Annotated in this window: 11 protein-coding genes; 3 read left to right on the top strand and 8 right to left on the bottom strand. The window is 51.9% G+C overall.

All coding sequences use genetic code 11. The annotated features are described in order from the left end of the window. Nucleotides 1-34: 34 nt before the first annotated feature. The 3 genes from ACU52_RS08690 to ACU52_RS08680 all read right to left on the bottom strand — a co-directional run bounded on the left by ACU52_RS08690 (nucleotide 35) and on the right by ACU52_RS08680 (nucleotide 2630). On the bottom strand, nucleotides 35-1357 hold the full coding sequence (locus tag ACU52_RS08690; protein ID WP_053398514.1) for a TolC family protein: 1323 nt from the start codon (nucleotides 1355-1357) through the stop codon (nucleotides 35-37). Beyond that, on the bottom strand, nucleotides 1338-1787 hold the full coding sequence (locus tag ACU52_RS08685) for a MarR family winged helix-turn-helix transcriptional regulator (RefSeq protein WP_053398513.1): 450 nt from the start codon (nucleotides 1785-1787) through the stop codon (nucleotides 1338-1340). The genes ACU52_RS08690 and ACU52_RS08685 overlap by 20 nt, the downstream gene beginning before the upstream one ends. A gap of 330 nt (nucleotides 1788-2117) precedes the next feature. After that, nucleotides 2118-2630 carry a lipocalin family protein gene (locus ACU52_RS08680; protein WP_053398512.1) on the bottom strand — a complete coding sequence of 171 codons (513 nt, stop codon included), beginning with the start codon at nucleotides 2628-2630 and terminating at the stop codon, nucleotides 2118-2120. A gap of 295 nt (nucleotides 2631-2925) precedes the next feature. Between ACU52_RS08680 and ACU52_RS08675 the strand changes: the two genes are divergently transcribed. The 3 genes from ACU52_RS08675 to ACU52_RS08665 all read left to right on the top strand — a co-directional run bounded on the left by ACU52_RS08675 (nucleotide 2926) and on the right by ACU52_RS08665 (nucleotide 6245). Beyond that, on the top strand, nucleotides 2926-4242 hold the full coding sequence (locus ACU52_RS08675) for a hypothetical protein (RefSeq protein WP_147630822.1): 1317 nt from the start codon (nucleotides 2926-2928) through the stop codon (nucleotides 4240-4242). A 175-nt stretch (nucleotides 4243-4417) separates the two neighbouring features. Continuing rightward, on the top strand, nucleotides 4418-5446 hold the full coding sequence (locus tag ACU52_RS08670) for a sensor histidine kinase (protein ID WP_053398510.1): 1029 nt from the start codon (nucleotides 4418-4420) through the stop codon (nucleotides 5444-5446). Nucleotides 5447-5480: 34 nt separating this feature from the next. Further along, complete coding sequence (locus ACU52_RS08665; protein ID WP_053398509.1) at nucleotides 5481-6245, top strand: LytR/AlgR family response regulator transcription factor; 765 nt, start codon at nucleotides 5481-5483, stop codon at nucleotides 6243-6245. 155 nt (nucleotides 6246-6400) lie between these two features. Here the strand turns inward: ACU52_RS08665 and ACU52_RS08660 are convergent, their stop codons facing one another. The 5 genes from ACU52_RS08660 to infB all read right to left on the bottom strand — a co-directional run bounded on the left by ACU52_RS08660 (nucleotide 6401) and on the right by infB (nucleotide 14181). Beyond that, complete coding sequence (locus ACU52_RS08660; RefSeq protein ID WP_147630821.1) at nucleotides 6401-7642, bottom strand: leucine-rich repeat domain-containing protein; 1242 nt, start codon at nucleotides 7640-7642, stop codon at nucleotides 6401-6403. Nucleotides 7643-7647: 5 nt separating this feature from the next. After that, entirely contained in the window at nucleotides 7648-8118 is a 471-nt protein-coding gene (locus tag ACU52_RS08655) for a hypothetical protein (RefSeq protein ID WP_147630820.1), read from the bottom strand. 721 nt (nucleotides 8119-8839) lie between these two features. Beyond that, nucleotides 8840-9982, bottom strand: a complete 1143-nt coding sequence (locus ACU52_RS08650) for a CD0519/CD1768 family membrane protein (RefSeq protein ID WP_193391580.1) — start codon at nucleotides 9980-9982, stop codon at nucleotides 8840-8842. A 110-nt stretch (nucleotides 9983-10092) separates the two neighbouring features. Then, complete coding sequence (locus ACU52_RS08645; RefSeq protein ID WP_021855955.1) at nucleotides 10093-11118, bottom strand: porin; 1026 nt, start codon at nucleotides 11116-11118, stop codon at nucleotides 10093-10095. A gap of 183 nt (nucleotides 11119-11301) precedes the next feature. Further along, nucleotides 11302-14181 carry a translation initiation factor IF-2 gene (gene infB / locus ACU52_RS08640; RefSeq protein ID WP_021855956.1) on the bottom strand — a complete coding sequence of 960 codons (2880 nt, stop codon included), beginning with the start codon at nucleotides 14179-14181 and terminating at the stop codon, nucleotides 11302-11304. Nucleotides 14182-14290 lie beyond the last annotated feature (109 nt).

The raw sequence follows: 14290 nt of genomic DNA, 5'->3' as shown, positions 1-14290 counted from the left end.
TTATGTAGGTTACTTTAATAAAATGTTGTCCTTACTACAGTTCGCCGACAGCGCGCTGCAGTTCATAGTAGGTGTATGCCACCTGCGTGCGTGCCGTGGTAAGCTGCAGCTCGGCGTTAAGCCTTAGGTTGTCGGCGTCGAGCAGGTCTGTCAGTATTGCAAGCTGGTTCATATACCTGTTATACATTATGCGGTAGTTCTCTGATGCCTGCCTCACCGAAAGCTTCAGGGCCTCTACACGGCTGATGGCCTCACGGTGGCGCAGCAGGGCCGACTGCACGGCCATGCGTATCTGCTGCTGTTTCTGCTCCTCGGCGTTATGCATGAGCTGAACGTTCTGCCGTGCCTCGCGCAGCTGATGGCGGTCGGTATAGAGTGCCGACAGCGGATAAGACACCGACACGCCCACGTTCCATGCGTTGTTATACATGTCGGCCATAGTGCGCGAAACGGGACGCGCCAGCGTGTTAGACGCCGTGAGAGATACAGAGGGGCGCAATGCCGACTGCTTTATGCACACGTTGTTTTCGGCTATCTCGGTCTGTTTGTGCAGCGCAAGCACCGAAGGGTCGGCAAGCGATGCGCGCTCAACATAGTATTCATAGCTGTCCACATGACGCTCGTCTGCCAGCAAAGCCGTGTCGGGCATGAGCAGCAGGCGCTCGTCGAGCCCGAGAAGGATGTCTATCTGCTGCGAGGCTATGCGTATGTCGTTGTCTGTCTCCTGCAGTGCCAGCCGGTCGTCGGTGAGCTGCAGTTCGCTGCGCAGCACGTCGTTGTTGGTTATTACGCCCTCGGCCTTCAGGCGGCGTATGTCCTTCAGCCTACGCTCCGACTCAGCAATCTTTCTGTCAAGCACCATGTGCTGCTTATACATGCTGAAGAGTTCAAGGTAGCGGCTGAGCATGGCAAGCCTTATGTCGCCCTCGTCGGCAGCAGTCTGCAGCCGCGCAAGTTCCTGCTCAAGGTCGGCCTTGCGTATGGAGTATTTTATCCTGCCGCCCTGATATACTGGCTGACTTACGTCTACCGTATAGTTCTGCTGCCAGTCGGGCGAGTCGGGCCTGGTGGCGTGGCTCAGTCCGTTCTCCCACACTATCGGCTGGCCCAAATATCCGGCACGCAGCCCCACGCTGACCGAAGGCAGCCTCGACATGCGTGCCGTCTTGGCGCGCTCGGCAGCCATCTGCTCCTTCAGGCGGTCGGCAGCCACCTGAAGATGACTGCGCGACACTTTTGACAAAAGCTCCTCAACACTGAGATACAACGTGTCGCACGCTGTCTGCGCACATGCCGGCAGTGCCGCCGACGATGTCAGGAGCGCAACGATAAAAGTTCTAATATGTCTCGATTGCATGCTGCAGGTCTTTTAATAGTTTCTCCGTCTGCTTGATAACATCTTTGCCCAGTATCTCGTCAAGCCGCGTATAATATGCCGACAGCTTGGGAGATATCCACCGTCTGAAGGCCTCGCCCTCATCAGTAAGATAAACCAGCTTGTTGCGCTTGTCCTTAGGGTCTTCACGCCTGCAGACATAGCCTTTCTTCTCAAGATTCAGCATAAGATTAGTAAGACAGGCCTTATCCTTCGACGTCCTCACCGCCAGCGTCTGCTGCGATATGCCCTGTTCTGTCCACAGACAGCTCATTATCTGAAGCATCTCGAAAGTGATGCCTGCGCCCGAATCACGCAAAAGGCGCTGCATGGCCTGACGTGATGCCATACGCGTACTTATAAGTTGGATGATGCAGTCGCGCGATGAAAAATGTCCGTTGTTATCCTCCATAAAATTCTTCTTTTTCTTTTCGGCTGCAAAAGTACATCTTTTTATCGAGATAGTCAAATATTTGACTAATTTGATTGCTTTCATTCAAGCACGGCATATTATGTGCAACCATGCCTAAAAGGAAATACTAAAGGAACTAATAGCCACGGAAAGGCAACTAAAATAAACAAAAAGAAAGCAAAAGAAGAAACAGCAGGACACGCCCAAAAGCCTCAATGGACAAAACTACAAAACGGATTTTTATCTTGCTGCGGCGTTATCCAAAATATTTCTTCTTTTGCTTCTGACGGCTTATAGCTCAAAAAGCGGTGATTATGATTAAGCCCATGCTCACTGTCTTACCCAGATAAGCTTAGTGGTGTCGTAGCCGCGACGACGCAAGTTGTCGAGAAGACCGGTCAGCACCGACTGCGGCAGGGCCTTTGTGCGGCTCATTATCCAGAGATATTTGTCTGAACTGCTGCCCACGAGCGCATAACTGTAGTCGGGCGCAATGTCGAGCACGTAATAGTCGGCATAGAACCACAGAAAGAAAGCCACCTTCAGCTTGCCCGGCTCAGACGCATCAGGCAGCTTGCCCTTGCCGTTGGCCGTCTTGCGCTTTCCGTCCTTCAGGCCTTCGTTCACCACCTCTATCCTGCCGTTGTCGAGCAGGGTGTATGTAGCCGTCACGTTTGTCATTCCGCGCTCAAACTTATGGTCGTAGCGCGCTATCTCATACCAGCGGCCCATAAACCGCTTGAGGTCGAGCTGTCTAACGGTGGTGTTGTCAACAGTAACCGGCTCGTCGGCACATCCGCCCAGACACATAAGCGAAAGCAAAAATAGCATTATCTTTTTCATAGGCAAAGGTTTTATGGTCAGCTAATCTAAGTCTGACGATTAATTTGACAGCAAATATAACAAATAAACGTCAAAATGACAAGATTTAAACGGATTTAGATAAAAATGCACGAAAACTTATGGCCGCATAATAAAAAACATCTGCATCATAATACTATCACTCCCAATTAGAATACCAACTTTAATCCAAGGAAATACCAGTTCGGTAAACGCTTTGCCCAGTTTGCCGCAAATCCATTGCCGCAGCATATTATATTATGTAACTTCGTAACGTAATCATCAAAATATTAGTATTATGAAAAAACTCCTACTATTGCTCGTCACTTTTATTGCAGGCATAACAGCATACGGCCAGGACGAGGGTAAAATAAAACTGACGCTGAACGTTGACAACCCCGAACGTGTCAGCGTTGCCATCTTCGGCGAACCGCTTGAAGGACTGAAAGAGGGCGACAACGAACTTGAAGTCAGCCCGTGGACAAACATCGAAATCAGTGCGGCAAAAGGCTGCACGCTAAAGTCGGTGGTGAACTCTGCCGGAGAGAGCATTGCCATCAGCTCTAACACTGCCACCATACTACTAACCGACGAGAAGACGGAAGAGACCCTGACCATCACATCTGAAAAAGAAGGCGAAGTGGCATTCACCATCGAGGTGGACAAGCCTTCGGAGGTAAGCGTGCTCGACTGCAACTACAAGAACATCAGCCTCAGCGAAGGAGTCAATGAGATGAGCATGCCGCAGAGCGAGCTGCCGCTCATAATAGGATCGGTGAACTACGGACAAGACCTTTACAGCGTTACGCTCGACGGCGTTGAGCAGACATATAACTACGGCTACAGCGTCATGCCCAAGGACGGAAGCAAGATTGTGATAATAGCAGAGTTTCCCGAAAAGGACTGCACGCTGACCTTTGAACAAGCTGAAGACATAGGGCGCTTCTTCACCGACATACAGGTGAACGGCCAGTCGGCAGGCGACTTCAGCAACGAACTGACCGTACGCTGCGGCGACAACGTAAGCCTATATTACAATCCGGCATGCTGGGAGGACGAACAAAGCGGCACGCCACTAACAGTTACGATAGACGGCAAGACCCCAGCGTGGTTCGGCCCTGGCTACAGCTTCGTGGTGAAACACGACACAAAAATAATAGTGGAACAGGCCGTCAGAAAGCCCGAAATAACAGTAAACGTAAACATCGACAACCCTGACAACGTAATCGTCTACCGCGTGAGCGAAAGCTATTATGACGTGCTGGAGCTTGAAGCAGGAGCCAACACTGTCACCGTTCCGGCCGACGAGCCGTCGATGGCAATAATGGCCGTAAACGACGACTGCAGCATTGAGGGCGTAACCGTAAACGGACGGCCGCGCACGGTGGAATACTCCAACTACTTCAGTCTGACCGGACTTGAAGAGGGCGACGAAGTGGGAATATTCACCGCAGGCACAACATCTGTTGACAAGGTTACGACAACGGACGAAATCAGCGGCAATGTCTACACAATAAGCGGCACCCTGATAATTAGCAACGCCACGCCTGCAGACATAGCCCGCCTGCCTAAGGGCGTATATATCTGCAACGGAAAGAAACTGATGATACGCTGACACCCTATGCGCAAGGACAACCGCAGGCTGACCTTGCACACGGCGAAGGCTCTGCAACAAGCATTGCAGAGCCTTTTGTCATGTCTGGTGCATAAAGCATAAGCGCCTGCATGACAGCAACGAAAAACAATACTAATGACCGTTTTTAGTTAAAATAAATTTAACGTTTACACCAATGAAATCGAAGAAAATAATTAACTTTGCAATAACTATGGGCAAAAAGCATAAAAGACTGATTTATAACGCCCTGGGCCTGATACTGATAATATTCTTCTATTCGGTTTTCTTTCAGGCCACATACTGCTGGATGCGCTTCGGCTCGCCGACATTCAACGGCGACTGGGGTTCGTTCATATATTCGCTGCCGTTCAACTTTGTTCCGTTCCTGATAATAGCCATAGCCGCCCTGTGGTCGGTATGGCTTACGCGCAACATTGCTGTTCTGTGGAAGAAGATAACGCTCGACCTGCTGATGGCCTCATGCATTGTGATCATCGTAAACATACTGTTCCTGCTCACCACCGGACTTGAAATCAACTGGGGCGGCACGGTGTTCAACGGAATAATGATATGGATGGGCATAGAGTTCTGGGCTGTGAGCCTGCAGAGGCAGCGTGCGCTGATACGCGAGAGCCTGCTGCTGAAGGAGAATGCCGCCCACAAGCTGCAGCTGCTGCAGTCGTATGTCAATCCTCACTTTCTGTTCAACTCGCTCGACATGCTCTGCTCTATGATAGAAGTCGACGAGAAGAAGCAGTCGCTCGAGTTCATAGAGAACCTCACGGCCTACTACCGCGGCATGCTCCGCCGCAAGAACGTGATGAAGGTAACGGTGAAAGACGAGCTTGAAACGGTGTTCTGCTATCTTAAGATTGTGTCGCAACACTATGGCGACAACCTCGAAGTAAAGGTTACGGGCGACAGAGACACCGACATGATGATAGTGCCGTTCTCGATACAGCTGCTCATAGAAAACGTGCTGAAGCACAACGTGATATCGGCCACGATGCCTATGACAATAACTATAAGCATCAAGGAGGATGCCATAACCGTGAGCAACCCCTGCCACCCCAAAAGCACCGAAACAGGCAGAAGCACGGGGATGGGACTGAAATATCTGAGCAGCATGTATGCCGCCAGCGGCAAGAAGACAGACGTAAGCAGATGCGGCAACATGTTCTCGGTAACGATACCGGCACTGTAGCCCATTAAAGAATATAATTAAAACACAGACGCTGATGAATTATGTTATAATAGAAAACGACTCTCTGAGCCTGCGGCGCATAAAGACCATGTGCGAGAGGCTGCGGCCCGAATGGCACCTGGCGTTCACGGCATCAACCGTGGAAGAGGCGTGCAGGCTGTTTGAGCTTAATCCAGACATCGGACTTGCCCTGTGCGACATAGAGCTCGACGACGGCCTGTCGCTGAGCATATTCAGAAAGATACCGGCGGAGTTTCCCGTAATATTCATCACGGCTTTCGACGAATATACGCTCGACGCCTTCAAGCTCAACAGCATCGACTATCTGCTGAAGCCGCTTGAGGCGGGCGCGCTCGAGAGGGCCTTCATAAAGTTTGAGAAGATAGAGCGCCGCGTGCAGCGGCTAGCCGCCGAAACCCTCACAAGGCTCGAAGCCTCGCTTCAGCGCAAGAACTACATAAGCCGCCTGCTCATATCCATCAACGACCGCTTTGAGTCGGTAGACATCGGCACCGTGGCCTTCTTCCTGAGCGAAGACAAGTATGTATATGCCGTATGCACCAACGGCAAGGAGCACATAACATCGTTCAGAAGCCTCAACGAGATTGACGACCAGCTCGACCCGCAGCGCTTCTTCCGCGTGTCGAGAGACGTGATAACCTCGATAGAGGCTGTGACGAAGGTGTCGAGATGGTTCAAGGGCAAGCTGAAGGTGAAGATTGAATGTATTGGCAACGAGCGCGAGGTGTGCGTAAGTGCCGCCCGCCGCGCCGACTTTCTGGCGTGGCTGGGCCGATAACGCCAAAAGCCCCGGACAGTGTTGCCGCCCGGGACCTTTCTGACACGAAGCCCATGATTCGTCTTTACTAATCAAAATCCAAACATTTCTAAAGTGCTGTTATATCTGTCACTTAATCACGATTGCCGTATCTGATGGCCGCCTGTGCCGTCGGCCTATTGCTCTGAGCTGAACTCATAGACAAACTTGCCGTTGTCGCAGTAGAATCCGTTGGTTGCGGCATTCGCAATGTCGAACTCCTTCCACACCTTGATTTCAGGACTCGTCGTGCAGCGGTTGCAATAGAACAGCCAGATGTTCTTGCAGTCGCTTATGTCCACCTGCTTAAATTTATTCTCGCTCAGGTTCATGTAGCCCATGTTGGTGCAGCCCTTCACATTTATCTCTGTCAGGCCGTTGCCCATGGCGTTGACCTCGTTAACGTCGGGATTGTTCGAAAGGTCGAGCCTGCTCAGCTTGGCATACTCGCAATATACGCCCTGCAGCTTGACACACTCAGAGAGATTTACCTCGGTTATGGAAGTGTTGTCGAAGCGCACGCTTGTAAGCAGCGGACAGCCTGAAAGGTCGAGAGTCTTCAGATTGTTCTGTCCGCACTCAAGCCAGTCGAGCTTAGGACAGTTTGTCGGGTCGAACTCTGTCAGTCCGCAGGCATTGACGTTAAGCAGCTCGAGCGTAGGCTTCACCTTGGTTACGTCTATCGACCTTATGTTGCTGTTGGTGTGTATAGCGAGCGTCTTAAGCGGTGAGTCGGGCAGCACGAGGTTTGAGAGGTTGTTGCACGAAGCCACGAACGACTCGAGCGAGGTGCATCCCGTGAGGTCTATATCCTGAAGCATGTTGGTGTCGCAGATAAGAGTCTTCAGCACGCTGTTGTTGCCCAGTTTGAGAGTTGTCAGGGCGTCGTGCGACAGACTGACTGTCTCAAGCTTGACAAGCTGCGAAAGGTCGAGCGTGGTGCATTTTGAGTTGTTCACAATCTTAAGATATGTAAGGTTCTTAAGCGCCGCAACGTCAAAGTCGGGGAAGGTTACGTTCTCGCTGACAAGGCGCGTAAGCGACGTGAAGTGTTCAATGCCCGTTATGTCGGTTATGTCGGTCTTGCCCGTTATGTCTATCGTGCCGTCGTAAGCGGCAGCCTGGTCGAGCGAATAATATCCGCTGCCGTCGCCCAGGTTCTGGTCTATCCAGTTGCGGAAGGCCTCACACGGAACATACTTCTCGCTCAGAAGGTTGGTCTCGTCATCGGGCTTCTCTCCCTCGAAGACAATCTTCTCTACATCGCTCACTTTATATTTCACGGTTTCGCCGTTCTTCTGGAATACCGTAACTGTCTGTGACATGGCAGGCATGCATACAGCCGCCGTCAACAGGAATGCTGACATTATTCTGTTCATGGTGTTCATCTTAATATTATTTTATATGCGGTTTTACTTGTCTTTACTATAAGGGGCTGTCTGGGCAGCGTGCCGGCATCGATGGTGCAGCTGCCGCCGTTGTCGGCAACGGCACGGGCAACCATCTGTCCGCCATAGGTGTAGACGGCCACGGCCTCGCCGGTTGCAAGTCCTTCGACGCTTATTGCCGAAGAGCTGAACGAGAAGCGCACGTCGGGTGCGGTTACTGACTTGACGCCTGAGGCATCGACAAAATCGAAGGTCACTGTAGATGTCAGCGGATATTCCAGCGTGCTTTCGCCTGCCGTAACCACAAGTGCCGTCTCTGAGAACGTAACCGTGGGCTCGCTGTCGAAAGCCAATGTTATACTGTTGCTGCCGTCAGTGATGCGCAGCTCGCGCGGAGCCGCCGAGAGCTTACCTGCCGTGATGCACAGCATCATAAGCGTGATTGTGTAGGTTAATATTCTTCTCATTGCTTTTTTTCACAAAGTTAGCCATACACAAGCATAAATAAAACAAATAAACGATGAACTGGGATTTTAAGACACCGAACTAGGAATATGGGGCATAAGGCACAAAATGGCATGACATGGTTTAAGCCAAGAGCATTTTGGCCCGGCCGGATTGCCGCTCGTCATCAAACAGGCAACGGCAGAAAACGCATGGACGGGGGCAACATAATTGCGGCAACTAAAATAACATGCCTGACGAAAGCTATTGAGGATAAACTATAACGACAGGTAAAAGACGGCAAATAAGGCTGCAATATGTGACCTTTCGCAATGCAAAAGGTGGCCTTTTATGATGTAAAAGACGGCATTTTATAATGCGAAAGGCGTGTCTTCAGGCTGAAAGTATAAACAAAGGCTTGTGGTTTATAATAAGTAGCGTCAACCAATAACAGTTATAAAGTATAACCGGAGTCAACTTTTATAAGGAAAAAGACCGCCTGAAATCAACCAAACTCAGGAAAGGACAGACTATTAAACGCGCACAAATATTTTTCTTAAAAACTCATCACTCGTCACAAACAGACATAACCGTCTGTATGTCAACGCCATAGAGCGTGACGAGTTAAAAATCCCACTCGTCACGCGTGATGAGTGGGACTTTCAACTCGTCACACCTTATACTGCTGATAATCAGAATGATACATGGAGATGTGACGAGTGACGAGTTTTTATCAAAACTTTTTTATATCAGCATCACCAGCACATAAGTCCAATGCGCCACCATGCCGGCTGCAATGCCGCCGATGGTATGCGAAACAATGGCCTTGGACGTCAGCTCGCGATAGCCGAGAGAATCGAGCATGGCTGTATGTGTGCTGAGGTATCCGCTCCAGCACATTCCGATGGCTGTGAACACGGCTATGGCGTTGCCGTCTACCCATCCGGCGCTCATAAAGCCGGGTATAAGACCGAGCGACGCGCCAACTGCGCCGAGAGCTGTTATGGGGAATGCCACCTGATGCGGGTCGTTGAAGCCGAAAAGCCACGCAAACAGGAAGTCGATCTTGTTGGCGAGCCACGGCAGAAGCTCTACGCCCTGATACGGCGAGCCGTCGTAGCCGTTGGCTCCGGCGCCGAACGTTAGCATCATGACGAGCGTAGATATAATGAGCACACCGGGAATGATGGCTATGCCGATGTCTACACCAGTGCGTCCGCCGTCGAGAAGCGAGTTGAGCGTGCGCAGGAACAGGCTCTTCTGCTCTTCCTTCTGCTCCTCTTCCTCCACCTCATGCGGGTCGCACACCTGCTCTTCGGCATACTGCGGATATGCCTTCAGAATCTTGCGCTGCATGAGGCGAGTGGACACGATGCAGCCGACAAAGGCTCCGAAGAGGCCTATCAGAGGCTCGATGTAGAAGCCCTGCCCCACCATGAACACCATGACGAGCAGACCCATACCGAAGGCCGTTCCGAAGTTGGTGAGCGAGATAAACTGATATTTCTTGAAATAACTGCTGAAGCGCTTGTCCTGCGACAGCGAGATGATGGCCGGATTGTCCGACAGGAAGGTCATTACGGCTCCGAGCGATGCCACTCCGGGCAGATTGAAAAGCGGACGCATGAGCGGGCGGAGCAGCTTCTCGAGCAGGCTCACCACGCCGAACTCTACAAACAGGCGGCCTATGGCGCCCGTGATGACGCAGATGCCCATGAGATAAAACACGGTGTTGAGCAGAAGGTCGTGGGCGGTCTTCATTATGGTGTTAAGCATATTGGGCACGCCCATGATTGAACCGATGTAACCGAAAAGCGCAAAAATTACGCACAGACAGACTATTCCGCTCGGTATGGCCTGCCAGACTCTCTTTAACATTGTCTTCATCATAGCAGTTATTAAGGTTAAGTTATATCTTTTGTTCTGCAAGGCGTCCGGCCGCATGCCGCTGTGTCAGGACAGCCGGACGACAGTATAACAGTCAGAAAGAACGGTCTTTAGTTGTCGTCTTTCTTCCAGGGATTCTTCAGGCTAAGCAGGTTGACGTTCCACGTAAGGCCTACGCTCATATAGTCGCGTCCGGGCTTCATGGTGCCTTCGGGGTTGCCGTTGGTGCCGAACGTATGGGCATACATGGCGTGCAGGCGGATGTTGTCGCGCGGATAAAACTCAACGCCGCCGCCAACTGATGTAAGCTCCGTGCCGTCGTACACCGAATAGTCGGCATCCTTGCCCGTATGGTTTACATCGTAAGTAACCTTGCCGAGCAGATTAAGCTTCTCTATCGGGCGATAGGCAAGCTCTGCCATTATAGAGCAGTCTTTAAACAGGAATGTGTGCCCCGACGAGGCGCGGTTCATAAAGTCGGCCTCGATGCACAGCTTGCCGAGCGTTAGCTTATGGCCGAGAGCAAGATAGCTGATATACTTGCCGGGCATATATTCAACAAGGTTGGCCGAATACATCGTGCCCAGGCAGCCGTGGTTGCCTATCCACATAAGGTTATACGAATACATGTCGGGAGCATTGGAGCGGTAGATGCTCTGGCTGCACTGCGCTATAAACTTGCTGTGCCTGCCTGGCGTGGTGTAGCTGACAGTGGCCGCGAGCTGGAAGGGCGATATGTTGTTCCAGTATTCAGATGCTGCGTAGACGTCCACGGGGTTCTTGTCATACTCATATCCGCCCACAGCGACGACATCCTTACCTGCCGAGAACTCCCACTGGCCGTCGGGAGTATATACTACGCGGGCCCAGTCAGTAGCATCAAAGAAGCTCATGTCTGAATGACCCACGTTAAGACGCTGGCGATAGGCATAAGAGAAATGCTCGTCTATCTTTCCGTCTATGGCAAACATAAGATATTTTCCCTTAAAGCCGGAGTTGTCGTGTATGGCCTCACCGTTGATGTATTCTCTCTGGTAGTCGACCCTTGTAAGCATCTTCAGCCTCAGTATTTCGTCCTGCGCATTGGCGGTCAGGACACACGCACCGAACAAAACGGCACCGATAAGCTTTTTCATTTATTATATCAGAATTTAGGTTAATCGCATTAAACGAGTGCAAATATAGTATAAATAGTGTATGGCGCAAAATAATAGTGAATTAAATATGAATAAAATTTCACGGCACAAAAAAGCGCCGCCCCTTAAAAGGAACGGCGCATAATGAAGAATCTATTTGTGAAAGAAAAATCACTCGTTATGTTATAGCTTCTGCTTAACCTCAATCTCCATGAAGGTCTCGAGGATATCGCCCACCTGAATGTCGTTGAAGTTGACCAGACTGATACCGCACTCGAAGTTGACGCCAACCTCCTTGACGTCGTCCTTGAAGCGCTTCAGGGCATTGATCTCGCCGGTATGAACCACGATACCGTCGCGCACGACGCGCGCCTTGTCGGTGCGGTGAACCTTGCCTTCGGTAACATAAGCTCCGGCAACGGTTCCGACCTTAGAGATGTGGTAAACCTCACGAACCTCAACCTGACCGGTAACAACCTCCTTCTTGACCTTCTCGAGCATACCCTCCATAGCCGACTTGACGTCTTCTATGGCATCATAGATAACCGAATAGGTGTTGATTTCAACGCCTTCCTGGTCGGCAAGCTTGCGGGCTGCTGCCGAAGGACGAACCTGGAAGCCCACGATGAGGGCGTCAGAAGCATCGGCAAGCGTAACGTCGCTCTCTGAAATCTGACCTACGGCCTTGTAGATTACGTCCACCTTGATCTTCTCTGTAGAGAGCTTGATGAACGAGTCGCTAAGAGCCTCGATACTACCGTCGGTGTCACCCTTGACGATGATGTTAAGCTCCTTGAACGAACCGAGGGCAATGCGGTGGCTGATGTCGCTGAGGGTGAGTCGCTTCTGTGTGCGCAAGCCCTGCTCGCGCTGCAGCTGCAGACGCTTGTTGGCTATCTCGCGTGCCTCCTGCTCGGTCTCAAGCACATGGAAGGTGTCGCCGGCTGTAGGCGCTCCGTTAAGACCGAGAATGATGGCAGGCTCTGCGGGAGATGCCTTCTCGATGCGCTGGTTACGCTCGTTGAACATGGCCTTGATGCGGCCGTAGCTTGTTCCGGCTATCACGTTGTCGCCTACGCGCAGTGTTCCGTTGCTTACAAGCACCGTAGACACATATCCGCGGCCCTTGTCGAGCGACGACTCGATGATGCTGCCCGTAGCCTTGCGGTTAGGATTGGCCTTGAGGTCGAGCATCTCTGCCTCGAGAAGCACCTTCTCCAGAAGGTCGTCAACGCCGATGCCCTTCTTGGCACTTATCTCCTGACACTGGTACTTACCGCCCCACTCCTCTACGAGCAGGTTCATGTTGGCCAGGTCTTCGCGTATCTTGTCCGGGTTGGCTCCCGGCTTGTCTATCTTGTTTATGGCAAACACCATCGGAACGTTGGCTGCCTGAGCGTGAGCGATGGCCTCGCGTGTGGTAGGCATGACGCTGTCGTCGGCAGATATGATGATGATGGCGATGTCGGTTACCTGAGCTCCGCGGGCACGCATGGCGGTGAAGGCCTCGTGTCCCGGGGTGTCGAGGAAGGTTATCTTGCGGCCGTCGGCAAGCGTAACGTTATACGCTCCGATGTGCTGCGTGATGCCTCCTGCCTCACCGGCAATCACGTTGGTGTTGCGTATGTGGTCGAGGAGCGATGTCTTACCGTGATCTACGTGTCCCATCACTGTTACGATAGGAGCGCGCGGCACGAGATCGTTCTCGTCGTCCTCCTCCTCGGTTATGGCTTCAGAAACTTCCGCACTTACATACTCTGTCTTGAAACCGAACTCGTCGGCAACAAGGTTGATGGTCTCGGCATCGAGTCGCTGGTTGATAGAAACCATGATGCCTACGCTCATACATGTACCGATTACCTGGTTTACAGATACGTTCATCATGCTCGCAAGCTCGCTCACGGTTACAAACTCCGTAAGCTTCAGCGTCTTGCTCTCTGCCTTTGCCTCGGCGCGCTGCTCCTTCAGATGCTCCTGAGCGGCCTCGCGCTTCTCCTTGCGGTACTTGGCTCCCTTCTTGTTCTGGCCCTTGCTGGTGAGTCGTGCCAGAGTTTCCTTTACCTGACGTGCAACGTCTTCCTCGTTAACCTCGAGCGGCTTGTGGTTGCGCTTGCGGTTCTTCTTCTTGGCGTTGCCCTTGTCTGCATGGCTGTCGCCACCGCCGTTGTTGTTCTGCTTAACGGCCTGGTCTATGTTTACGCGCTCCTTTGTTATGCGCGAACGTTTCTTCTTTCCGTCGGGATGAGCCTGCATGGCCTTCTCCTCGCGCTCCTTGCGGCGCTCCTCCTTGGTCTTCTTCTTCGGGCGGGTGCTCTGGTTGAGCGAGTCGAGGTCAATCTTTCCGAGCACGTTCACCTTCGGTGCGAGCTTCTTCTCGCTCTTCAGTGTGAAGATTTTGCTCTCTTCCTTTACGGGCTCCGGCTCTGCCGGCTTTTCGGGTGCTGCCGGCTGCTGTGCCTGCGGCTCTGCGGCCTTGGCCTCGGGTTTTGCTTCGGGCTGAACCTTTTCAGGCTCAGTCTTCTTCTCTTCGACAACAGCTGTAGTATTGCCTGCGGGCTGTGCTGGCTCTGCCGGCTTCTTTTCAGCCGCCGCAACCGGCTGTTCGGGCTTAGGCTCCTGGCTCTTGGCCTGCACCGTAGCGGCAGCAGACTCTTTCACCTCGGGCTTAGGCTGTTCTGCAACGGCAGCCTCCTGCGGCTTTTCGGCCGGCGCCGCCGGTTTGGCGGCAGGCTTCTTGCCCAGGCTGTCGAGGTCAATCTTTCCAAGGGGTGTATATTTCTGCGGCTTTACGCTTCTCACAGCGTTGTCCGCCCGGCGCTCCTTGTTGCCGTCCGACTGGCGTTTCTTCTCCTTCGGATGCTTGAGCAACAGCTTCTCGGCCTGGCTTCTCACCTCCTTGTCCGACTTGAAAGCCTCAACAAGTGCGTTATACTGACTGTCGCTGAGCTTGAAGCTCAGTTCTTCCTTGACCTCTCCAAGGTCACTTCTTTTTCTCAGGAACTCAACTGCGGTCTGGAGTCCTATATTCAATTCTCGTATTGCTTTATTTAATCTTATGCTCATTTTCTTAATTAAGTAATTGGCTGTTGCCGAAATTTGTTTAATAATTCATAATTCGTAAAATATCACCAGTGTGTATAATTCATAATTGGCATCTGTACCCGGCGGACGC

It is taken from the genome of Xylanibacter rarus (genome assembly GCF_001275135.1).
Lineage (GTDB): Bacteria > Bacteroidota > Bacteroidia > Bacteroidales > Bacteroidaceae > Prevotella > Prevotella rara.
This window is presented reverse-complemented; position numbering and strand designations above follow the sequence as displayed.

Excerpts from the sequence above, each read along its gene's own strand:
- ACU52_RS08690 (WP_053398514.1), bottom strand. The coding sequence starts at position 1,357 with ATGCAATCGAGACATATTAGAACTTTTATCGTTGCGCTCCTGACATCG.
- ACU52_RS08665 (WP_053398509.1), top strand. The coding sequence starts at position 5,481 with ATGAATTATGTTATAATAGAAAACGACTCTCTGAGCCTGCGGCGCATA.
- ACU52_RS08655 (WP_147630820.1), bottom strand. The coding sequence starts at position 8,118 with ATGAGAAGAATATTAACCTACACAATCACGCTTATGATGCTGTGCATC.
- ACU52_RS08645 (WP_021855955.1), bottom strand. The coding sequence starts at position 11,118 with ATGAAAAAGCTTATCGGTGCCGTTTTGTTCGGTGCGTGTGTCCTGACC.
- ACU52_RS08675 (WP_147630822.1), top strand. The coding sequence starts at position 2,926 with ATGAAAAAACTCCTACTATTGCTCGTCACTTTTATTGCAGGCATAACA.
- infB (WP_021855956.1), bottom strand. The coding sequence starts at position 14,181 with ATGAGCATAAGATTAAATAAAGCAATACGAGAATTGAATATAGGACTC.
- ACU52_RS08670 (WP_053398510.1), top strand. The coding sequence starts at position 4,418 with ATGAAATCGAAGAAAATAATTAACTTTGCAATAACTATGGGCAAAAAG.
- ACU52_RS08650 (WP_193391580.1), bottom strand. The coding sequence starts at position 9,982 with ATGAAGACAATGTTAAAGAGAGTCTGGCAGGCCATACCGAGCGGAATA.
- ACU52_RS08660 (WP_147630821.1), bottom strand. The coding sequence starts at position 7,642 with ATGAACAGAATAATGTCAGCATTCCTGTTGACGGCGGCTGTATGCATG.
- ACU52_RS08685 (WP_053398513.1), bottom strand. The coding sequence starts at position 1,787 with ATGGAGGATAACAACGGACATTTTTCATCGCGCGACTGCATCATCCAA.
- ACU52_RS08680 (WP_053398512.1), bottom strand. The coding sequence starts at position 2,630 with ATGAAAAAGATAATGCTATTTTTGCTTTCGCTTATGTGTCTGGGCGGA.